Genomic DNA, 16,810 nt, shown 5'->3' with positions numbered 1-16,810 from the left:
CTGCTTTGGGAGCAGAGGGTCGCGAGTTCGAATCCCGCCGCCCCGACCATCTATCTCATTGAGCCGAAAGGGATTTTCCCTCTCGGCTCAATTCTTTTGTGGGCCGATTTGTCTATCGAATCGGGGTGTGTCTATCGCACCGCTGAAGTCCTCCGGGCCTTCTTCCGCCGGATGTAGTCCGCGGTCTGCTGCTCGGTGGTGTGGTCCAGCAGCGTATTCGCCCCAGTAATTCCTTCGCTCTCGTCCTTGTCGGTGGCCGCTTTTGCGCGCAGGTCGCGCAGCATGGTGGGCGGCAGATTGGCTCGTGCGCGGGCCTTCTGCCAGGCCGACGACAGCGCCTCATACGTCCATGGCGTTCCATCCATGCCGATGAACAGGTAGGGCGTCACCACGCGCTGGTGTGCACGCTTCTTCCCCGCCTGGGCGTCTTTGATGGCCTTGAGGCGTTGCACCACCGCCTTCAGCCTTGAGGTCCACTCCACGATCACCGGTCGCGATGTGCGCTCGGTCTTGTCCCGTCGCACGAAGATCCCGTCCGCACAGACGTGCGGTTCATCTGGCTGCTCCGGATCCCGCTCAGCGCGCAGGCGCAGAAGCACTCCCACGTCCGCCCCGGTGAGGAAAGCCATCTCCAGGAAGCAGGCCAAGGTGATGCCGGTGGGTGTTCGGCGGCCGTTGGCGCCATACAGCCCAGCGATCTTCACTCGCCTGAGTTCGCTGTCGGTGATGTAGCGCTCCCGCGGTGCACTGCCCATAGTCGGAATCGCGGTGACCGGATTGCTGCCTGCCTTTCGGTAGCCCTTTAGCTCAGCCAGTTGGAAGATGCTGCGCAGCTGTGACCGGAACAGGTCATGGGTTCGGGCCATCTCCTGAAACGGCTTGAGGAACTCGTAGCAGTCCGGGGTCTCCACCTCGCCCGCGTTCAGGTCCTTGAAGCTCTCGGCGATGACAGCGGCCCGGCGCTTCTCGTCCACCTGGGTCTTCGCCGCATGCTTCGACATCACTTCATCCTCCCACTCCGACACCAGCTTGGGCATGGCATCCGAGCGGTCGCGCTTCCCCATCTCGTCAGCCAGCTTGCGATAGAAGGCGGGTAGCCCTTCCGTGACGCGCGTGAGCGGCACCCACACCGGTTTCCCTTCCTTTCGGTTGAGCCAGTAATAGCGGCCATGCTTCTCTGTTGTTCCTCTCACTGGGCCCTTGCCCATCAACGGCTCCCCACCTTGCGCTTGCCGGCGACTACCGGCGGCTTGACGCGGCCCCGTGGCGGCGAGGAATTGCCGCTGCACACCGCCTCGAAGTGCGGGCGCTCCAGCACCACCGAACCCGCGCGGAGATATGCCCTACTGAAGCCCCGAGTGTGCAGCTCGCGCAGCTGGTCGGCGGCGCGCTTGTAACGCGTGAGGTCCACCAGCTCAGCCTGTGTGAGGGTCAGAGGAGGGCGCTCGCCCTTTGGTTGCTCATCCATTCTTGTCTCCCTGGGAGACGATCACCGCGTCACCAGTCTGGCCGTCCTCGCTATAAGCGCCCCCCGCGCTTCGATACTTTCTTTCCGGAATGCGCGAGCGAATCCAGTCGTACAGCCTCAACTTGGACCGAGCCTCTTCCAGCGCCGCCTTCACGTAGTCGGCCACGGCAAAGGGGTTGCCAATGGCCTCGATCCACAGGGGCTCTGTCGGGGAGCCAGCGGGCGCGATGCCAGCCGCCTCCCGGCACGCCGCGAGTTGCGATCTGTAGCCGTCGCGTTCTTGCTGCGCCTCATCCAGCGCCGCCAGCAGGGAGCGGATGGCCTCTGGGTTGCAGGCGGCGATGTGGCGGCCGATGGCTTCCTTTTCGGCGGTGCTCGACCACGGTCCGGTGACGTGCGCCCAGAAGTGGTTGTAGCCCTGCGCGTTCAGCGAGTAGACGAAGGCGTCTTGATTCTCGGCTGTTTGCCACGGCGCTTGCGGTGGCACGTGGCTGACCGCCTGGCGGATCTTGGTGATGTGGTCGGTCATCCTTGCCCTCCTTCAGGCATTGCAGCAGCACGGCGGTTCCAGGCTTCCGCTGTATCTTCAAGGTGCTGCGTGTCGGCGTCAGGGCCTTCGGCGCCGCAGCGGCAGCAGAACATGTGGTGAGCGCAATGGACGATGTTGATGCCGCCACAGAACGGGCACGGCTTCAGGTCAGTTCCCATCGCTGCCTCCCTGGGTGCGTTGCTTGGCCCGCTCCCATGCCTGGACTTCGCGCGGCGTCATGAACGAGTAATCGTCATTGCCACATGTGGGGCAGACGCTTTGCGTGACGCTGACGCCGCCCAGAGTGCCTGGCACCTTGGCCAGGTCGGTCTCGAAGCCCCGCCACTTGCAGCGGGTTCGGCCGCATCGGATCGGCGCAGTGCCGTATTGAGGTAGTGCCATCACTCGCCTCCTTGGGTGGAGCGGAGGGCGGCGGGGTATGGCACTGGCGGGGACCAGCCGCGCGTCCCCATGATCCGCACCGCCTCGTCCAACTGGCGACGCATGTAGTCCGCATCGGCTCGCGTCAGGATGGCCTCAGTCAGGGTCTGCAATGCGGGGAATGCATCCTGCTCACCCGTGAGCGCAGGGGCGGCGGTGTAGACCGGGTACACCTTGAGCAGCGCGTCAAGCTCGGCACCGTAGCCGGGCTTTTTGTTGCCGTGGGAGTAAACCGGCTTGTGCCCGCCACCCATAGCGGGCCACCACGTGATCCATCCTTCAATTGCCGGCCGTGCCGCCCGGGGTTGCGGGGTGGTACGAAGCAGAGCGGCGGCCTGGGTGCAGACTTCTGCGTCCAGGTGATCCCACGAGTGATTCCTCGTGTAGTTGATCGCCATCGCGGCCAACTTTGCAGCGATGACCGCCACCGGCTGTGCCGCCTGGGGTTGCGGGGTGGCGAGTGCTTCATCACTCAATTCCAGGAAGATTCGGCATTGCTCCGAAAGGCTGGGGCCAATGTCATCACCGTGATACGACAAAATTTCGCCGATCAGAGAAACCCCGTGCTTCAGACTAGATTGGATGGTCGGCATCTGGTCAGGCGTGCGCATGTCCGGCTCTTCCTTCGCTTCGGCAGGGGCGGGGGAGGCGGCCACAAGGGGGATCGATTCCGGATCGTCGGCATAGAGCCAGTCGGCCGCAGTCTCGACCGTTGCTGTGCCTGGTGAGGGCCCACCATCGGCCCACCAGGTCACAACATCAAGGCCGGCGGCCGAGTGCTTAAGCCACTCAAGAACCGACGCGCGCATGTCTCCCACGGGGAATCCGATGCGCGGCACCTGGCCCGGCTCGCGCGAGATGAAGAAATAACGGAAGCCACCGGCAGGCACTGCCTGCGCTGCCAGAGCGGCGCGGACCTGCTCCAAGGTAAATAGCGGCACGCTTCGCTCTGCAGGGCTCGCGACAGGGATTGAGAACGCGGTTGCGGTGTGCTCACCGTGGCTGAACTTCTCCAGGTCTGACGGATACATGTGAACGTTGGAATCGTCTTCCGTCAGCCCTGCGGCTTGTGTGGTGTCGGTCATGTCAGTCCTCAGCAGGCTCATGGGTGGCTTCAAAAATATCCGGCTTGCAGGGGTAGTGCTCGCCCTTCACGCCAGTGATGATCCAGTCGCCCGGGGTGACGATGTGTCCTCCCTCAAGCGTCGGACACCAGCCAAACGGAGCATCAGCCTTGAGGACTGCCGGATGGTCACCGTCCTTGAACCATTGCGCTGCTTCGATCACAACGGGCTTCTTGCGAAACTTGCTCATGTCATTCCCCTTTGATGCCGTGGGCGTGCTCGGCCCAGCGGACAGCCTTGCGCATGGTCTTGTCGGTGCACGGGCAGAAGGGGTTGTCTGTGCTGAACGTCTCTTTGCGCCCCGCCTCGATCTGCTCATCCGTCAGCGGCCCGCGCGCCTCTTGCTGGCGGTAGGCGGCGAGGGCGTCTCGGGCCGCGATCAGGCGAGCCCGGTCTTCGTTGCGCTCGTCCTTGGAAAGCGGAGTACCCGCCCGGCAATAGGCTTCATCCAGCCCCCGTAGCGCCTCCGCCAGTTGCTTCTCAATGGTGGTCATGGCTGCTCCTGTCGCCCCGGCGTCCGAGGCGGTTTGAATAGAATGGGCGATCAACTTCACTGGGGGTTTGTATGGACCAGGAAGGATGGGAGGCCGCAGTGATGGCTGAGGCCACGCCCAGCGGCAGATTTCGTCCGGTTCTCGTGATGTCGCGCGTTGATGGCGCCGAGGTGTCGGACGTTGCCGTTCCGTTGGAAGGTGAATACGACGACCGCCTGGCCGCCGAGGAGGCGGGGAAGGACGCTTTGGCCGCGATGGTTCGTCATTGCTGAGCGTCCTCGCGAAGTGCTTCATCAATTGCTTCGCGGAGCGCCAGCAGGCTCTCCCGGGTGTGGAGCGAGATGCTCTGAGCAGGCTCGTGCACACCCTCTTCCGTGGTTGCAGCCGAAGAGATGATGAGACCAGGCTGGCGGCGTGCGATGGTCGGCGTATCGGGCGCGTTGCGCCGCCAAGTCGCGACCAGTCCGTAAAAGCCCAGCACCTTGGCGCCGGTGATGAAGGGGTTCGCGCTCATCGCTGCTCCTGCTGCCCGGGCATTGCCCAGGCGCTTCGTGTGTCGATACGGTCCCCGTTGGCGAGGTAGAAGGAGGAGGTGTCGTCGTCCTCTTCCTGGTCGGGTGCGTGGGTGGGGAGGTCGTCGACTTCCTCCCAGCGGGGTTGGGCCTGGGCCCTGAGGCGTGCTCGGCGTGACATGGCGATCACCCGGCAATAGCGACCATGAGGCCACCTGCCAGAACCCAGCCCGAGTACTCCACCTTGAAGTAGAGGCCGGCCATGCCGAGAGCCACCAGCGCGATGGCGAGAATTGCCTGTACGACCTGCTTCATGCTGGCACCTCGGCGCTGGTCTTCAGTTGCGGGCGGGCGCTGTCGGCGGCGGCAGCCGCGGCGGCCTTGGCCTCAGCTTCCTTGCGTTGACGTTCATCGCTCTCGGCGTGCATCGAGGCGACAAAAGCCGGCAGAGGGTCGGTAGGCATGTCGTCATCGCGCATGGGCATCGTCAGGACCAGGAAGTTCGGGGCCGACGGAAAGCGCGTGAGGACAATCCCGCCGTCCTTATGGGTCCAGTGCCTGCAGCCATTGAAGCGGCTGTCAGCCGCCAACTTGGTAGCCCTGCCGATGGCTTCGACATACCGTGCAGCCACGCAGCCCTTGAGGCCCGGTTCGAGGCTTTCCGCCAGGCGTGGGATCACCCTGGAGACATCCGGAAAGTTCCCAGTGACATCTGGCGACCCCGATTGGATGAACGTCTCAAGGCCGTCAGCTTCGGACCAGTTTTTGAGCTCTTGCCCGACTGATTCGATGACCGTCAGGCGGTCATTCTTGAGACCGACGAATGCTGCGCGCGGCTTCTTCGCAGCTGCGATCAGACCCTTGCTGCAGGTGAAGATCCGGCGGCGGTCCGTGCGTCCTTCCTTGCAGTAGGCCGCGGCCAACTGGTGCCCGTTGGTGGCGGCCACAATTACGCCGCCGTCCGGGTGGGGCTCCACCGCGAAACCGTTCAGGTAGTAGCGGATGTCGTGCTCCGCGCGGAACGGTGCCACGAAGGCAAAGGCTCGGGCCGGGAAGAACACCGGCGGGTTGGTTTCGATGCTCGTGCTCATGCTGCCCTCCTTGCCTTGGTGAGTTCGTCCGCGATGGCCAGTGACCGCCGCCGGATGAATGCGGGGTCCCGGCCTTCCGTTTCGCCGTGGATGAGCATGCCGACCGTAGACACCAGCAGAGCGGCATCGTGGAACGTGGCGCCGATGGGCGCGGCCTGGTCGGCCGGGAGGATGGGCCCGTTGATGCCCTTCGGTGCACGCTGGGCTTTCACCGCCACCCAGACCGCCAGGAAGGAGATCAGGGTGTTGATGGACACCAGCAGGGCGATGGTGGTGGGGGTCATGCGGCACCGCCATTCAGTTGCTCGAAGCGCTGCAGGAAGGCTCGCTTCGCCTGCTCAGGCACCCAGGGGCGAATGCGGCGCTCCAGCGGCTCGATCCCTTCCAGCATCGTCCACACATGGCCTTCACCGGTGCGCATGAGGTCTCGCTGTTCGGTCTTCAGCAGAACCAAGTCGGCATGCTTGATGCACGGCGGCAGCTTTGCATCCAGACCGAAGCGAGTTAGCACCGCAGCTTCGACGCGTTTCTCGATCGCCTTGTAGTCCGGCAGCAGCATCTTGAGCGGCTTTGCAACGTCACCGATGAATGCCTCGGCGGCGTCGTGAAGCAGGCCCTCCAGCGCGAATGCCGGCGGAACCGTGTAGCTCACCAGCACTGAATGCTGGGCCACGCTGTAGAACTCCCGGCAGTGGCCGGTGAAGCGGCAGATGTTGGCCAGGCCGTGGGCGATGTCCTCAATGCTGAAGACCGATTCTTCCGGACGCTCGAAGCTGAAGTAGTTGCCTGACGCGGTCAGGATCGTGGGGCCGCGCACGCCGGCCACCAGGGCCGGGCGGTCTTGCAGGGCGGCGCTCATGCTGCCTTCCCCAGGCTCACCAGAACGCCGGTCTTCAGGAACCGATCGGATCCGATGTCCAGCAGCTTGATCAGGTCCGATCGCTTGAACAGCGTCGCTGCGCCGCGCTTCACCCCCACCAGGCCCAGAGAGGCCATGCCGGCGGCGTCGATCTTGAATGGGCGAATCTCGGCGTTGATGTCGTTCATCGTCAGCGTCGGCTCCTCCACCAGTTCGGCGGTCGGCTGGCGGACCTGGGTCACGGGCTCAGCCACCGGCACGATGGCGGGGCGCGCGGCTGCTTCTTCAGCCTGCCGGGCGGCCAGCGCTTCCGCTTCGGCGGCCTCGCGCTCGGCGATGTCTGCCAGTCGGGCGGTCTCCTCCGCTTCCTCGCGGCGCAGGGCGCCGGGCAGGGCGGCATTCAGGTGCTCCAGCACCAGGGTGTGCTTCTGCTGTGCTTCCTCCAGGCGGTCGCCGAATGTGTCCACGCTGGGGGCGTTGGAGCTGGCCAGCAGCACGGCGGCGTTGATCTGGGCCGATGCAGTCTGCTCGGTGAAGGTCAGCAGCCGATCAAACTCGGCGAAGCGAGCGGTGACGCGGGCGGCGAACTCCTCGGCCTGGCGCAGCTTGGCCAGCCGCTCCGCTTCAAGCGCGGCCTGTTGGGCGGAGATCTGACGCTGCTGCTCTGCCAGTCGCTCGGCGGCCTCAGCCTGCTCCCGGGCAACCCGGGCCTGCTCCTCGGCCACTTGGCGCTGGCGCTCCGCCTCTGCCTCCTTCGCCTCGGTCTGCTCCAGCAGGAACTTCAGGGAGGCGATGGTCTCGGCCCGGGCGGTCGCGGCATCTTCGGCGAACTCCTCCCAGGCGGCCGGGTCGATCTCGATCCCTTCCACGGCAGCCACAGCATTGCGGACCCTCTCTGAGGGCAGGCCCTGAGCCCGGGTGAGGCATGCGCGGATCTTCTCGATGGCGGACCGGTGGGCGGCCACGCGCTCCGCTTCGATACGGACCTTCTCGGCGCGGATGGCTTCCTTGCGGGACTCTTCCGCCTTGATCTGCGCATCGATCGGCTGCTCCAGCTCCAGGATCTCGCCGGTGATTCGCTTGGCCTGCGCGTCAATGACCTTGCCCATTTCCAGCACTGGCGCTTTGAAGGCTTGGCGCCTCTTCTCAAGGTCGTTGCGCAGCGTCACCAGCTCCAGGCGGGCAGCGCGGGCGGCCTTGTCGCCTGCGGTCGTAGTCAGGTCGAACTGCACGTCGGCGTGACGCTTTCGCAGGTCGACCAGGGCCGCTTCGGTCTTGCTGAACTGGACGACAGCCTTGCCGTCCGTGATGTCTGCGCGGTCGATCAGTTCGTCCGCGACTTCAATGGTTTCGCTCATTGGGTGCTCCTCAGAAGTCGTCAAGGGATGCGAGCGCTTCGGCCACAGGCTTGGGCGCGCGGATGGGGGTGGCGGGTGCTGCGGGCGCCTTCGGCTCTTCCCATGGCGCGGGGTGGCCCGCGGCGGCCATGGCGGCCAGCTCGGCCGGGTCGGCGTGGGCGCGGTCGAACTCGTCCACCACCTGGCGGTAATAGCGGCGCGCGGCCTGCACCTTGTCCTGGATCAGTGCCTCCAGCGCGCGGTCCCGCATCACCGTCCAGGTGGTCCAGCGATGGCGCTCGGCGATGTGGTCCACGAAGTGCAGATGCTGCGGTTCCAGGCCGATGTACTCCTCAGGCGTGCTCACCAGCACGTAGTCCACGCTCCAGGTCTCCGCGTCCCACAGCGCCATGTATCCACGCATCTGCCATTCGTAGCCGCTGTCGTAGCAGTCGGCCAGGACGATGGGCATGGACTCCATGGAGTAGGGTGCCTTGATGTCCCGGCCGTGGCCCAACGGGGCGTCGAAGATGTCGCATTCGCCGCTGATGAGGCCGTTGTTCCTGCGCTCGCCGTTCTTCACCAGCGGGCGGCCGGTCAGGCGGGCCAGCAGGGCGATGCACTCCTCCTCCACGGCGCGGCCCTTCAGGATCGGACGGGTCTCGATGTCCGCCGGCTCGAAACCGTAGATGGCCTCGCGCACCAGCTCGCGGACGTGAGTCTTACCGCCGGCCGACAGGCTGTGCCGGCGCGCGTGCTCCAGCAGCGCCTTCTCCTCGTCGGTGCGCTTCGTCTTGGCGATCACAGCCTTGACCTCGGGGGTCAGGTAGAGCGGGTCCAGGTCGGCGTTCTCCGGCTTCGCCATCAGGCGGCCGATGCTGCTGCAGCGGACGATGAGGTCGCTCATTGGGCCTCCCCGTCAGCGCGCCGGGCGGCCTTGCGCATGTCGCCGAAGTCCTTGCTGAGTTCGGCGCGGTCCGTATCCGTCAGCGAGCCCCACCAGGCGGTCAGCTTCTTCATGCCCTCCAGCGCGGCGGCGCGGCCGGCTGCGCGCAGCTCCTCGCCATGCTCGGACTCGGCCTCACCCTTCTGCTGGCGGGCATGCTTTGCCTCGTCGTCTTCGCCACCTGTGGGGGTGCCGGTGATGGCGAGCATCGACTGGCGCTTCAGGTAGGTGCAGGTCGACTGCGCGTTCTGGGTCGGGGAATTGACGCTCTGGGTGTCGGCGGGCCCGTCCAGCGCCAGTTCGTCGCGCCCGCCGGCTCGGTGCGTCAGGATGCAGACGACCCACACCCACGGCGTGCGGACCTCTTCCCCGTTCCGGGTCTCGGTCTTCGATCCGAACTCTTCCTTGTGGCGGATGCCAAAGCCGTGTTTTGCAAGCGCCGGCTTGATCAGGTTGCAGGCCACATCGAATTCGGCCTGGGCGAAGGAACCGCCGCGCCCACGGTCCACGTGCTTGGTCTTCGGGACAATGATGTTCTCGCCGGTGAAGCCCACGAACGCGGCCTCGAATGCGATCTCCTCGGCCCGCTTGATCTCCTGCTGCTGCAGCTCACGGTACCGAAGGTTCATTTGCATCAGGCGCTCCAAGCGCTCGATGTCCTTGTCTCCCGCCTCCATGGCGACCTGCAGCAGGTCTGCCGGCGTGACGGCAGCGCGCGGCTGGAGCGCTACGGCGGCGGTTTGTTGCAGCGCGGGCACCTGGGCGCCCGGCAGCGGCTGCAGTTCGAGCACGGGGCTCGCTTCCTGCGCGATTGCGTTCATTGCTCTCTCCGTTGAAAAAGGTGGGGCGGCCTTGGCTCCACGCGTCAGCGCTTCAAAGCCTCAGCGGCGCCCCGGTGAGGGGTCAGATATGGCAGTCCACGACCGTCAGCGGCGTGTCGTCCGGCAGCGCGTCCAACATCTCGTTCACCTTGGCGTTCCAGTCGGCCTGAGACTCGGCGTCGGTGGACATCCCGAACCAACCCATCTCGCCCTTTGCGATCCATTGCCCGTCTTTCACGACGGCATAGAGCACGGATGCGCGATCACGGGCCTGCTGTATGAATTGATCGCGGGGCGTCGCGTATTGATCAACGCTGTGGAGCGGATAGTCGAAGACCTTGCGCATGCCTTGAACGGCCGGCTGCTCACCGTAGGCGGCGCGTGCCGCATCGATGTTCCCTTTGTGCTCCACGTCTCGCATCTGGTCCCACGAGATCCAGGTCGCCTCGCCTCGCGCGGCTGCCGCTTTATCCCAGTCGGCGGCGGCTTCGGCGCCGGCCTCATCCCGCATGCCGCTGAAATCGACAGCCCCCTTCGTCGTAACGTCGGCACGTCCGGGTCCGCTATTGGCGCAGGAGCCCATGATCCCAGGGCGCCCAACTTCTCCATCGGCGCCATGACGCAACTTCAGGAAGCCACTCCAACGCCCGCCGACGACCCACCAGTCCCAAGTCTTGTTGGGGTTGGTCCGGTTCACTGCCTTCACCAGTTGTCCGCTCTTGACAATGGCGTAGCCGAACTTGTGTTCGCAGTCGTCACCCGCCTTGTCGACCTCCGATTCGTCGGCGACGATCTTGTCTTCGAGTCCGTGGTAGCCGAGAGCATCCTCCAGTGACAGAGCATCGTCACCAGTCATCAGCCCACGAATTTCTTCGGTGACATCGACGTCTTGGACGTACTCATCGTTCTTGCCCGTGCACTCGAATTCGTGATATGGCGCAAGTTGCTTCTCGACGTCATTGCCGATGACGAGGACTCCGAAATGACTCATGTGGTTCTCCAGTGATGTGATAGCGCCTCAGCGCCGGGTGATTCAGGTCAGCATTGCCGGCAGAGCCAGCATCAGGACGATCAGCAGAGCTGCAGCGAAGGTGCCGCCGATGCGGGTGAGGGATCCGATTGCTTCGGTAGCGATCGGGTCGAGGTGGTCGGGGCCGCTCATTTCGCTGCCGCCGTCAGCACCAGCACAAGGTGGGTGCCGAAGATGGTGCAAAACACGATGGCGAGGCCCAGACCCAAAGCGCGGGCGGCGCTCATCTCGTCACTGCGGCGGCGGGTCATGCAGCCTCCGGTGCGGGCGAGGTGGGGGCGGGGCCCACGCGGACGATCTGGCGCGGCCCGGAGTAGACGGGCAGGGCGGCGGTGCGCAGGATCCGCTCTTCCTCGATCTGCAGCGTGATGGCCCGCACGCGGCTGGCCTGCTTGTCCAGCGCGAGCTGCATCTGGTCCCGAGCCTGCTTGGCATCGAGCGCGCGCTGCAGGACCTCCAGCCTCTTGGTGTGGGACTCAGTCGCGGCGGCCTCAGCCATCAGCGCGTCGAAGAGCGCGCTCTGTTCGTTGACCAGGGTGATCTGCATGTCCAGCGTGCGCTTCTCGCTGGCGAGATCGTCTTGGAGGTTGGTGACTTCCATGACCGCCTCACAGAGCCGACTTGGCCGCGAAGTGCACCGCCTGAGCGCGGGCTCGGCGCGACGCCACACGGGCGGGCTTCGGCGCTACGATCAAAGGGAAGCCCAGCGGGTTCGCCCGGCGCTGTTGCTTGGCCTTCGCGGCGGCTTCGAAGCTGAGGATCTGTGCCATCTGGGTTCTCCTGAACGCGTTGAGGGATGCGTTGGGGAGAAATTTAGCGCAACGCTAAACAGTTGGCAATAGCGAAACGCTAAATTTTTGAGGGGGTAAAAACTATGAGATGGATGCGATGCCTTGTGCCGGTGGCGTTTGCCGCTTTGACACTCGGGGGCGGGGCGGCTCACGGCCAAGCCAAGGTCTTTGGGCTGGCCCTGGGCGAAAGGCTCCCCACGCTCCCGAGGTGCCCGGATGACGTTAGTCAACAGCCGAAGGAGATGTGCGTACGGTCGGGGGACGGTTGGACGTGGGTGGTGCAGCCGGCGGGGAGGTATCCGGCCTGGGCTGATTACGTTTCCATGCGGCTGTCGCTGGGGCCGTCACGCCGCGTTGATGAGCTGCTGCTTAGCTTGCACCCCGGCACAAAACCGGCGGAGGTCGTTGAAAGCCTCACGGCGAGGTTTGGCAGGCCAGTCTCTGCGCTCCAGGACCGGGATCTCCGCGTTTGGCGCTGGCGCGGCGAAGGGATCGCAGCGGGGCTCGTGTGTTCTTCCGGCTGTCGCCTGGAGTTCCAGTCGGCCGACGCGCTGCGGGAGCAAGAGGAGCGAGCTGCGGCAAAGAAACGGGTGGACCAGGGGCGTCTCACGACGCCTTGAATGCCTCCCAAGAATGAGAAAGCCCGCTTTAGGCGGGCTCAGTCTTGCGTGGAAGCTGACCTATGCGGCGCGTTTATGCGGCAGCTGGGGGGCGTCAGACAACCCCGATGCCGCTTCGTCGGTTGCCGGCGGTTCCTTTTCTTGGCGATGCGTCTCAGCGGCGCCGGCAAGAAGTTGCTTCATCTCTCCCTCAACCCAACGGCAGATGGCGTCGCGCATCAGCGGTTGGTACCCAACGCCATAGATCTCCGCGATGTCCTTGTACGCCTTGATCGTGCTGCGGGGGATGCGGATCGAGATCGCTTGAAGCCCAAGGGCCTCATCAATTTGCGCCTCAAGTTCTGCCGGCGCGCGTTTGGCGTGGGCCTTACTTGCACCGAGCTGGCCAGATTCCCAAGCCTCCGTGGTGCCTCGGATTGCTTCGTTGGTCATAACGGACTCCCATCCGGTTATTCACTTGCCCACTTCGTCATAGATGCTGATCGCATCTGCGTCGGCGGTGTACGCTGATTTCAAGTGGGCGTTTCCGTCAATGAAGATGAAAATGACCTTAAGTTGCCTTCCTTTGTTAGTGGGTGCAACGAACCAGAGAGTTGCTGGATCAGTCTGATGGTCTTCACGTCCATCAATTAGGTAAGAGCCGCACTTATTTTCAAAGGCCTGCTCCACCTCCCTACGCTCCACGTGGTGCTTGTCTCGAAGCTTCGTCAGGACAGATGCCGAGATGATCAGCGGAAGCATAGGACCCTCAGTGTATATACAAACTGCCAAGGCGGGCAATAGAAGCGGCGCCGGCATGGTTGATGTTTGCGAAGTTTTTGCGCTGTAGTTGACCGTTGTCAGGGTCGGCGGCGGCGGGGCGTTGGGGCGGGGAAGGTGATCGGCCCGTTCATCGTGAACGCGAAATTCTCAATGTTCCCCGCGATGGTGACGCCAGGCAGCTTGCCTGCTGCGTCCCGGATCTGCCGCTGGGCTCCCTCGTCTTTCACCTTGGACAGGATCTTGTCGATCACGTCGTTGCCGGTTGGCTGTTCGTTGCTGTGCATTGCTGTTTTGCTCCCATGAGCCCCCATGATCGCGAGGCCCCAGCAAACAGTGATGTAGGTGAAATCCCTAGTGCTTCCCATGTCGGGATTCTGGCGGCGAATCCGTTCACCGTACAAACTCGCCCGCGAGTATCAGAAGTAACAAAATTAAAACGGCGACGCGGAATAGGTGCTTGACCCACCAGCGGCGGTCATGCGCGCACCCTGAGCACACGGTGGAATGGGGCCAATTGAGCGTTCCGCACCCCTCAATCTTGCAGGCCACGGCCACGCTGGCTGGTGGCTTCTTCAAGGGGTGGTAGATGATGTCGCCCTCAGCAGTCATCGCGAACTGAGTGACTTCCGTCTGGATGGTGATGGGTGGGGGAGGGTACTTCTGGGGCATGGCACCACAGCATTGGCGCGAGGTGTCACTTTTATTAGTTCTCGCCGATGCTGCCTTACAGCTATCCCCCTTATGTGTGTGGCGTCATGGACACCACACCCCGATCAAATCACGCCCGCACAGGCTCTGTGCGTGCGGATTTCGCGCGAGCCTGAGCAACGCGGTCGGAATACACCCTATCTATGTGGTCCACGATGGTCTTCGGGTCCACAAGTTCACGCTCAAGGTGGAGTTCCGTCAGCAGCTCCACCGCTGCATCTCGCCAGGTCGGAATCGGTGAGGGGGCAGGAGCCACAGCCCCGCCTAATGCTTTCGTGGCGGCAGACCGTGCCAGGTTGCTGTCTGGATATTTAGCCAGCTCCTGGAGCACCACGCCAATGTGCGCGCGTTGCTCGGCCGACTGGCTGGTGAGCCAGGTCGCCAGGCCATCAATATCGATGATTCCCGCTAGCCCGGCCAGGGGCGCGGCGCGGCTTCCGACTTGCGCCCCTGTTTCCTCCATCACCACCGGCTGATCCATCCAACCTTCGGGTTTCGGGAACCGCAACTCAATCTCGCGAACGGTGCTGCGATCCATTGAGCGAGGCCGCCCGGTCTTGGAGTCCTTGGAGCCGTTGATCCATTGGCTGATCTGCGCTGGCGACTTTCCTATGCGCTCCGCCAGGGCCCGTTGGCTTCCCGCCTCATTCGCCAGTAGCTTGAGCCTGGCGCGATAGATCTCTTCGATCAGTTGCATCCCGGAATTGTTTAGCGGGTTGCTAACGGAAGGAATTCGCGTATCGCTATTGACAGAATTTAGCGCATCGCTAAACTTTAGCGCATGCACCTCTCCGACTTCTTCGCCCAGGAACATGGGGCCCAGGCCAAGCTGGCCAAGGCCACCGGAATCCCCGCCCCCCTCCTGAGCCAGTGGGCCTCCGAGGACAGGCCTGTGCCGCCGGTGCGGTGCGTCGAGATCGAGAGAGCCACAGGTGGTGCCGTAACGCGCCGAGACCTGCGCCCCAAGGACTGGCGCGAGATCTGGCCCGAGCTTGCGGACGCCGCAGAGCAGGCCGCCTGAGCCATGAACGCTCATCGCCTCAATTCCTGGACCTTGGCCATGTATTCCGCCGCGTACTCCTTCTCGACGGCCGTCTTGATGCGGCCGATCCAGAAGGACAGCGACGCCCCGGCCTTCTCCCATTCAGAGATCCCTCCCTCCTCAGATCCCATCCGCGTCTTGACGCCGCGGCTGCCTGAGGTTTTTCCCCGGGCCTGACCGCCCGGGGGTTTTTCTTCTTGCTCCCTGTCCATGGCGTGAATGGTCGGACAGGAGCGGCCTCGATTCAACGTTTTCCCTGCGAGCGAAACAACGGAGTCCCGTATGAACGTCACCCGAGCCCTCCAGCGTGCTGTGAAGGAATTCAAGCTGGGCACCAAGGCCTTGGCAGCAGCAATGAGCAATGGCCGAGACAAGATCATGAGTGACGTTGTCCTCATGGCGAAGGTCAATCCGGACCGGACCGATACCCACTGCAGCCCTCAAGAGATGCTCCAGATCATGGACATCACGGGCGACCACGGCGCCCTCTTCGAAATGGCCGAGGAGATGGGCTACGTCCTTCTCAAGAACCCGCTGGCGGGCCAGGAGCCGGGCGAGTGCTCGAAGCACCTCGTGTCCTGCATCAAAGAGTTCGGCGAGTTCGTGGAGACGGTGAGCAGTGCAGCGGCTGACAACGACATCACGCACAACGAGCTCAAGGACATCCACGGCCGGTGTGCGGACGCGCAGGCCGCGATCCTGAAGCTGCAGGCCTGGGCCGAGGCCCGCCACGAGCAATCCAAGCCGGCGCGTTTGCGCGTGGCCTGAGGAGGTCGCCATGTGCTTCGCTCAACGCAAAGAGGCCGTCTCGCAGTTCCTGGCACTGGACATGGTGCCGCGCGCTGACGCAGTCGTCGCCGTAGCCCATCAGTTCGGCGTCACCACCGACGAGGTGTGCGTGGCGATCGAGTCCGCAGCCGTCTGCCAATTCCTGTGGGCCCTCCGCGAGGCCGATGTGCCGCCGCGTGAGGTGCTCTACGCCACCGCCCGCCATTTCCGCTTCAGCGATGCCGACCTGCAGGCGGCCATCGACCGACACACCGAATCCGTGGAGGCCATCTGATGTTCAAGCAGCTCATTTTGTACCGCATCGGCGCCGACTGGTCGCCGAATGCTGATCTGTTCCAGGACTCGCTGGAGCGTGACTGCTTCGCGCCCTGTGGCGCCACGCAGGCGCTGTCGGCTGGCTGGGTGTCGCCGCGTGGAGAGGAGGGCGGCGCGCTGTTGGAGCAAATCGACGGACATTGGCTGCTGAGCCTGCGCCTGGAGAAGCGAATCCTCCCTGGCGCCGTGGTGCGCGAGGTGGCGGAAGAGCGCGCCGAGCAGTACTACGACGAGACCGGCCGCAAGCCGGGGAAGAAGCAGCTGGCGGACATCAAGGAGCAGGTGGTTCTGGACCTGCTGCCGCAGGCCTTCACCACGAAGTCGCACCTACGGGTTTGGATCTCGCCGGCCCTGCGGCTGGTGATGGTGGAGGCGGGGAGCATCAGCAAGGCAGACGAACTCATCAGCCTACTGATCAAGGCAGACCCGTCGCTGAACCTGCACCTTCTGCAGTCCGCTGAATCGCCAGCTGCGTGCATGGGCGCCTGGCTGATGGACGGCGTGCCGCCCGAGCACTTCGTGATTGACCGCGACTGCGAGTTGAAGGCCGCCGACGAGATGAAGTCGGTAGTGAAGTACGGCCGCCACAACCTGGACCGCGATGACGTGAAGGCCCACCTGATGGCCGGGAAGATGCCGACGCGGCTGGCGATGACCTTCAAGGAGCGGATCAGCTTCACGCTGACCGACACCCTGCAGATCAAGGGAATCAAGTTCCTGGACGTGGTGTTCGACGGCCGGGACAAGCCCGCCAAGGATGAAGCCTTCGACGTTGACATGGCCCTGGCCACCGGCGAGCTGTCGCAGCTGATCCCTGCGCTGATCGACGCGCTGGGTGGGGAACTGGACTTCGCGGGCCAGTCCCAGAAGGTCGCCGCTGAGGACGCGCCAAAGTCCGCGCCAAACCCGTCCCCATCGTTGGATGAGATTCTGAAGCTCGCCCGCGTGCGCGGTTATCTGACCCGCGCCATTCTGATGACTGCCTTCCAGATGGGCGAGAGCCGCGCCAGCACGGTTCTACACAACCTGATGGAGGTGGAAGTGATCTCACTCCCAGACGAGTCATTCAGGTTCCACCTGCTCGAAAGGGAGTCGCCATGACGCGCCTTCTTCACTGGGTGGCCGGCGCGA

32 protein-coding genes are annotated in these 16,810 nt (G+C 64.1%); 5 read left to right on the top strand and 27 right to left on the bottom strand.

Features of this window, described 5'->3' with window-relative positions:
• Positions 1-131 precede the first annotated feature (131 nt).
• The 8 genes from BMY53_RS12995 to BMY53_RS12965 are packed head-to-tail and all read right to left on the bottom strand — an operon-like array spanning position 132 to position 4,056.
• Positions 132-1,208, bottom strand: coding sequence for a site-specific integrase (locus BMY53_RS12995; protein ID WP_143074060.1), 1,077 nt, complete (start codon positions 1,206-1,208; stop codon positions 132-134).
• Entirely contained in the window at positions 1,208-1,468 is a 261-nt protein-coding gene (locus tag BMY53_RS12990; protein ID WP_092946887.1) for a hypothetical protein, read from the bottom strand. Before BMY53_RS12990 ends, BMY53_RS12995 begins: the two co-directional genes overlap by 1 nt.
• Positions 1,461-1,997 carry a hypothetical protein gene (locus BMY53_RS12985; protein WP_092946886.1) on the bottom strand — a complete coding sequence of 179 codons (537 nt, stop codon included), beginning with the start codon at positions 1,995-1,997 and terminating at the stop codon, positions 1,461-1,463. Before BMY53_RS12985 ends, BMY53_RS12990 begins: the two co-directional genes overlap by 8 nt.
• A complete protein-coding gene (locus BMY53_RS26805) occupies positions 1,994-2,176 on the bottom strand; it encodes a Lar family restriction alleviation protein (protein ID WP_143074059.1) in 183 nt (60 codons plus the stop codon). Before BMY53_RS26805 ends, BMY53_RS12985 begins: the two co-directional genes overlap by 4 nt.
• The gene (locus BMY53_RS12980; RefSeq protein ID WP_255370174.1) at positions 2,166-2,399 is read right to left on the bottom strand and encodes a hypothetical protein; all 234 of its coding nucleotides are present in this window, start codon (positions 2,397-2,399) and stop codon (positions 2,166-2,168) included. Before BMY53_RS12980 ends, BMY53_RS26805 begins: the two co-directional genes overlap by 11 nt.
• Complete coding sequence (locus BMY53_RS12975; protein WP_143074058.1) at positions 2,399-3,523, bottom strand: hypothetical protein; 1,125 nt, start codon at positions 3,521-3,523, stop codon at positions 2,399-2,401. The genes BMY53_RS12980 and BMY53_RS12975 overlap by 1 nt, the downstream gene beginning before the upstream one ends.
• Before the next feature lies 1 nt (position 3,524).
• Positions 3,525-3,752: a hypothetical protein gene (locus BMY53_RS12970; RefSeq protein WP_092946883.1), complete on the bottom strand. Its 228-nt coding sequence runs from the start codon at positions 3,750-3,752 to the stop codon at positions 3,525-3,527.
• Between the two features lies 1 nt (position 3,753).
• Complete coding sequence (locus BMY53_RS12965; RefSeq protein ID WP_092946882.1) at positions 3,754-4,056, bottom strand: hypothetical protein; 303 nt, start codon at positions 4,054-4,056, stop codon at positions 3,754-3,756.
• A 71-nt stretch (positions 4,057-4,127) separates the two neighbouring features.
• Here BMY53_RS12965 and BMY53_RS25940 point away from each other — a divergent pair, with 71 nt between their 5' ends.
• Positions 4,128-4,328 carry a hypothetical protein gene (locus BMY53_RS25940; RefSeq protein WP_092946881.1) on the top strand — a complete coding sequence of 67 codons (201 nt, stop codon included), beginning with the start codon at positions 4,128-4,130 and terminating at the stop codon, positions 4,326-4,328.
• Here the strand turns inward: BMY53_RS25940 and BMY53_RS12955 are convergent.
• The 18 genes from BMY53_RS12955 to BMY53_RS12880 all read right to left on the bottom strand — a co-directional run bounded on the left by BMY53_RS12955 (position 4,319) and on the right by BMY53_RS12880 (position 14,230).
• Positions 4,319-4,570, bottom strand: a complete 252-nt coding sequence (locus tag BMY53_RS12955; protein WP_092946880.1) for a hypothetical protein — start codon at positions 4,568-4,570, stop codon at positions 4,319-4,321. The two genes, BMY53_RS25940 and BMY53_RS12955, sit on opposite strands and share 10 nt — an antisense overlap.
• A complete protein-coding gene (locus tag BMY53_RS12950; RefSeq protein ID WP_143074057.1) occupies positions 4,567-4,749 on the bottom strand; it encodes a hypothetical protein in 183 nt (60 codons plus the stop codon). The genes BMY53_RS12955 and BMY53_RS12950 overlap by 4 nt, the downstream gene beginning before the upstream one ends.
• Positions 4,750-4,754: 5 nt before the next feature.
• Positions 4,755-4,883: a hypothetical protein gene (locus BMY53_RS26390; protein ID WP_255370173.1), complete on the bottom strand. Its 129-nt coding sequence runs from the start codon at positions 4,881-4,883 to the stop codon at positions 4,755-4,757.
• Positions 4,880-5,659 (bottom strand): hypothetical protein, encoded by a 780-nt coding sequence (locus BMY53_RS12945; protein WP_092946878.1) that lies wholly within the window; start codon positions 5,657-5,659, stop codon positions 4,880-4,882. The genes BMY53_RS26390 and BMY53_RS12945 overlap by 4 nt, the downstream gene beginning before the upstream one ends.
• Positions 5,656-5,943, bottom strand: a complete 288-nt coding sequence (locus BMY53_RS12940) for a hypothetical protein (RefSeq protein WP_092946877.1) — start codon at positions 5,941-5,943, stop codon at positions 5,656-5,658. Before BMY53_RS12940 ends, BMY53_RS12945 begins: the two co-directional genes overlap by 4 nt.
• Entirely contained in the window at positions 5,940-6,518 is a 579-nt protein-coding gene (locus BMY53_RS12935) for an HD domain-containing protein (protein WP_092946876.1), read from the bottom strand. The genes BMY53_RS12940 and BMY53_RS12935 overlap by 4 nt, the downstream gene beginning before the upstream one ends.
• Positions 6,515-7,876 carry a coiled-coil domain-containing protein gene (locus tag BMY53_RS12930; protein WP_092946875.1) on the bottom strand — a complete coding sequence of 454 codons (1,362 nt, stop codon included), beginning with the start codon at positions 7,874-7,876 and terminating at the stop codon, positions 6,515-6,517. Before BMY53_RS12930 ends, BMY53_RS12935 begins: the two co-directional genes overlap by 4 nt.
• A 10-nt stretch (positions 7,877-7,886) precedes the next feature.
• Entirely contained in the window at positions 7,887-8,762 is an 876-nt protein-coding gene (locus BMY53_RS12925; protein WP_092946874.1) for a hypothetical protein, read from the bottom strand.
• A complete protein-coding gene (locus BMY53_RS12920) occupies positions 8,759-9,622 on the bottom strand; it encodes an ERF family protein (protein ID WP_092946873.1) in 864 nt (287 codons plus the stop codon). The genes BMY53_RS12925 and BMY53_RS12920 overlap by 4 nt, the downstream gene beginning before the upstream one ends.
• An 82-nt stretch (positions 9,623-9,704) precedes the next feature.
• Positions 9,705-10,613: a hypothetical protein gene (locus BMY53_RS12915; protein WP_092946872.1), complete on the bottom strand. Its 909-nt coding sequence runs from the start codon at positions 10,611-10,613 to the stop codon at positions 9,705-9,707.
• Positions 10,614-10,655: 42 nt separating this feature from the next.
• On the bottom strand, positions 10,656-10,784 hold the full coding sequence (locus BMY53_RS26385) for a hypothetical protein (RefSeq protein WP_255370172.1): 129 nt from the start codon (positions 10,782-10,784) through the stop codon (positions 10,656-10,658).
• Positions 10,781-10,903: a hypothetical protein gene (locus tag BMY53_RS26380; RefSeq protein WP_255370171.1), complete on the bottom strand. Its 123-nt coding sequence runs from the start codon at positions 10,901-10,903 to the stop codon at positions 10,781-10,783. Before BMY53_RS26380 ends, BMY53_RS26385 begins: the two co-directional genes overlap by 4 nt.
• The gene (locus BMY53_RS12910; protein ID WP_092946871.1) at positions 10,900-11,253 is read right to left on the bottom strand and encodes a hypothetical protein; all 354 of its coding nucleotides are present in this window, start codon (positions 11,251-11,253) and stop codon (positions 10,900-10,902) included. Before BMY53_RS12910 ends, BMY53_RS26380 begins: the two co-directional genes overlap by 4 nt.
• A gap of 7 nt (positions 11,254-11,260) precedes the next feature.
• On the bottom strand, positions 11,261-11,422 hold the full coding sequence (locus BMY53_RS25935) for a hypothetical protein (RefSeq protein ID WP_177200855.1): 162 nt from the start codon (positions 11,420-11,422) through the stop codon (positions 11,261-11,263).
• Positions 11,423-12,123: 701 nt separating this feature from the next.
• Positions 12,124-12,495: a hypothetical protein gene (locus BMY53_RS12900; protein ID WP_177200854.1), complete on the bottom strand. Its 372-nt coding sequence runs from the start codon at positions 12,493-12,495 to the stop codon at positions 12,124-12,126.
• A 21-nt stretch (positions 12,496-12,516) separates the two neighbouring features.
• Entirely contained in the window at positions 12,517-12,804 is a 288-nt protein-coding gene (locus BMY53_RS12895) for a hypothetical protein (protein ID WP_092946869.1), read from the bottom strand.
• Positions 12,805-12,902: 98 nt separating this feature from the next.
• Positions 12,903-13,109, bottom strand: a complete 207-nt coding sequence (locus tag BMY53_RS12890; protein WP_092946868.1) for a hypothetical protein — start codon at positions 13,107-13,109, stop codon at positions 12,903-12,905.
• Between the two features lie 494 nt (positions 13,110-13,603).
• Positions 13,604-14,230 (bottom strand): helix-turn-helix domain-containing protein, encoded by a 627-nt coding sequence (locus BMY53_RS12880; protein ID WP_092946866.1) that lies wholly within the window; start codon positions 14,228-14,230, stop codon positions 13,604-13,606.
• 84 nt (positions 14,231-14,314) lie between these two features.
• Here BMY53_RS12880 and BMY53_RS12875 point away from each other — a divergent pair, with 84 nt between their 5' ends.
• Entirely contained in the window at positions 14,315-14,554 is a 240-nt protein-coding gene (locus BMY53_RS12875; protein ID WP_092946865.1) for a transcriptional regulator, read from the top strand.
• Positions 14,555-14,565: 11 nt separating this feature from the next.
• Here BMY53_RS12875 and BMY53_RS12870 read toward each other — a convergent pair whose 3' ends face one another.
• Entirely contained in the window at positions 14,566-14,787 is a 222-nt protein-coding gene (locus BMY53_RS12870; RefSeq protein WP_092946864.1) for a hypothetical protein, read from the bottom strand.
• Positions 14,788-14,857: 70 nt separating this feature from the next.
• Between BMY53_RS12870 and BMY53_RS12865 the strand changes: the two genes are divergently transcribed.
• From BMY53_RS12865 to BMY53_RS12855, 3 genes are read left to right on the top strand one after another with little or no spacing between them, the layout of a single operon-like run.
• Positions 14,858-15,343: a phage regulatory CII family protein gene (locus BMY53_RS12865; RefSeq protein ID WP_092946863.1), complete on the top strand. Its 486-nt coding sequence runs from the start codon at positions 14,858-14,860 to the stop codon at positions 15,341-15,343.
• Positions 15,344-15,353: 10 nt separating this feature from the next.
• On the top strand, positions 15,354-15,638 hold the full coding sequence (locus tag BMY53_RS12860; RefSeq protein WP_092946862.1) for a hypothetical protein: 285 nt from the start codon (positions 15,354-15,356) through the stop codon (positions 15,636-15,638).
• Positions 15,638-16,780 carry a recombination-associated protein RdgC gene (locus BMY53_RS12855; protein ID WP_092946861.1) on the top strand — a complete coding sequence of 381 codons (1,143 nt, stop codon included), beginning with the start codon at positions 15,638-15,640 and terminating at the stop codon, positions 16,778-16,780. The genes BMY53_RS12860 and BMY53_RS12855 overlap by 1 nt, the downstream gene beginning before the upstream one ends.
• Positions 16,781-16,810: the final 30 nt, after the last annotated feature.

It is taken from the genome of Roseateles sp. YR242 (genome assembly GCF_900109745.1).
GTDB lineage: Bacteria > Pseudomonadota > Gammaproteobacteria > Burkholderiales > Burkholderiaceae_C > Roseateles.
Note: the sequence above shows the minus strand (reverse complement) of the source record. Positions and strands in the feature narration are given on the sequence as shown.

Excerpts from the sequence above, each read along its gene's own strand:
- BMY53_RS12945 (WP_092946878.1), bottom strand. The coding sequence starts at position 5,659 with ATGAGCACGAGCATCGAAACCAACCCGCCGGTGTTCTTCCCGGCCCGA.
- BMY53_RS12995 (WP_143074060.1), bottom strand. The coding sequence starts at position 1,208 with ATGGGCAAGGGCCCAGTGAGAGGAACAACAGAGAAGCATGGCCGCTAT.
- BMY53_RS12925 (WP_092946874.1), bottom strand. The coding sequence starts at position 8,762 with ATGAGCGACCTCATCGTCCGCTGCAGCAGCATCGGCCGCCTGATGGCG.
- BMY53_RS12895 (WP_092946869.1), bottom strand. The coding sequence starts at position 12,804 with ATGCTTCCGCTGATCATCTCGGCATCTGTCCTGACGAAGCTTCGAGAC.
- BMY53_RS26385 (WP_255370172.1), bottom strand. The coding sequence starts at position 10,784 with ATGAGCGGCCCCGACCACCTCGACCCGATCGCTACCGAAGCAATCGGA.
- BMY53_RS12970 (WP_092946883.1), bottom strand. The coding sequence starts at position 3,752 with ATGAGCAAGTTTCGCAAGAAGCCCGTTGTGATCGAAGCAGCGCAATGG.
- BMY53_RS12950 (WP_143074057.1), bottom strand. The coding sequence starts at position 4,749 with ATGTCACGCCGAGCACGCCTCAGGGCCCAGGCCCAACCCCGCTGGGAG.
- BMY53_RS12870 (WP_092946864.1), bottom strand. The coding sequence starts at position 14,787 with ATGGACAGGGAGCAAGAAGAAAAACCCCCGGGCGGTCAGGCCCGGGGA.
- BMY53_RS12880 (WP_092946866.1), bottom strand. The coding sequence starts at position 14,230 with ATGCAACTGATCGAAGAGATCTATCGCGCCAGGCTCAAGCTACTGGCG.
- BMY53_RS12855 (WP_092946861.1), top strand. The coding sequence starts at position 15,638 with ATGTTCAAGCAGCTCATTTTGTACCGCATCGGCGCCGACTGGTCGCCG.
- BMY53_RS26380 (WP_255370171.1), bottom strand. The coding sequence starts at position 10,903 with ATGACCCGCCGCCGCAGTGACGAGATGAGCGCCGCCCGCGCTTTGGGT.
- BMY53_RS12955 (WP_092946880.1), bottom strand. The coding sequence starts at position 4,570 with ATGAGCGCGAACCCCTTCATCACCGGCGCCAAGGTGCTGGGCTTTTAC.
- BMY53_RS12975 (WP_143074058.1), bottom strand. The coding sequence starts at position 3,523 with ATGACCGACACCACACAAGCCGCAGGGCTGACGGAAGACGATTCCAAC.
- BMY53_RS12980 (WP_255370174.1), bottom strand. The coding sequence starts at position 2,399 with ATGGCACTACCTCAATACGGCACTGCGCCGATCCGATGCGGCCGAACC.
- BMY53_RS26390 (WP_255370173.1), bottom strand. The coding sequence starts at position 4,883 with ATGAAGCAGGTCGTACAGGCAATTCTCGCCATCGCGCTGGTGGCTCTC.
- BMY53_RS12930 (WP_092946875.1), bottom strand. The coding sequence starts at position 7,876 with ATGAGCGAAACCATTGAAGTCGCGGACGAACTGATCGACCGCGCAGAC.
- BMY53_RS12890 (WP_092946868.1), bottom strand. The coding sequence starts at position 13,109 with ATGCACAGCAACGAACAGCCAACCGGCAACGACGTGATCGACAAGATC.
- BMY53_RS12910 (WP_092946871.1), bottom strand. The coding sequence starts at position 11,253 with ATGGAAGTCACCAACCTCCAAGACGATCTCGCCAGCGAGAAGCGCACG.
- BMY53_RS12865 (WP_092946863.1), top strand. The coding sequence starts at position 14,858 with ATGAACGTCACCCGAGCCCTCCAGCGTGCTGTGAAGGAATTCAAGCTG.
- BMY53_RS12940 (WP_092946877.1), bottom strand. The coding sequence starts at position 5,943 with ATGACCCCCACCACCATCGCCCTGCTGGTGTCCATCAACACCCTGATC.
- BMY53_RS12875 (WP_092946865.1), top strand. The coding sequence starts at position 14,315 with ATGCACCTCTCCGACTTCTTCGCCCAGGAACATGGGGCCCAGGCCAAG.
- BMY53_RS12920 (WP_092946873.1), bottom strand. The coding sequence starts at position 9,622 with ATGAACGCAATCGCGCAGGAAGCGAGCCCCGTGCTCGAACTGCAGCCG.
- BMY53_RS12935 (WP_092946876.1), bottom strand. The coding sequence starts at position 6,518 with ATGAGCGCCGCCCTGCAAGACCGCCCGGCCCTGGTGGCCGGCGTGCGC.
- BMY53_RS12915 (WP_092946872.1), bottom strand. The coding sequence starts at position 10,613 with ATGAGTCATTTCGGAGTCCTCGTCATCGGCAATGACGTCGAGAAGCAA.
- BMY53_RS12900 (WP_177200854.1), bottom strand. The coding sequence starts at position 12,495 with ATGACCAACGAAGCAATCCGAGGCACCACGGAGGCTTGGGAATCTGGC.
- BMY53_RS12860 (WP_092946862.1), top strand. The coding sequence starts at position 15,354 with ATGTGCTTCGCTCAACGCAAAGAGGCCGTCTCGCAGTTCCTGGCACTG.
- BMY53_RS12985 (WP_092946886.1), bottom strand. The coding sequence starts at position 1,997 with ATGACCGACCACATCACCAAGATCCGCCAGGCGGTCAGCCACGTGCCA.
- BMY53_RS25940 (WP_092946881.1), top strand. The coding sequence starts at position 4,128 with ATGGACCAGGAAGGATGGGAGGCCGCAGTGATGGCTGAGGCCACGCCC.
- BMY53_RS26805 (WP_143074059.1), bottom strand. The coding sequence starts at position 2,176 with ATGGGAACTGACCTGAAGCCGTGCCCGTTCTGTGGCGGCATCAACATC.
- BMY53_RS12965 (WP_092946882.1), bottom strand. The coding sequence starts at position 4,056 with ATGACCACCATTGAGAAGCAACTGGCGGAGGCGCTACGGGGGCTGGAT.
- BMY53_RS12990 (WP_092946887.1), bottom strand. The coding sequence starts at position 1,468 with ATGGATGAGCAACCAAAGGGCGAGCGCCCTCCTCTGACCCTCACACAG.
- BMY53_RS25935 (WP_177200855.1), bottom strand. The coding sequence starts at position 11,422 with ATGGCACAGATCCTCAGCTTCGAAGCCGCCGCGAAGGCCAAGCAACAG.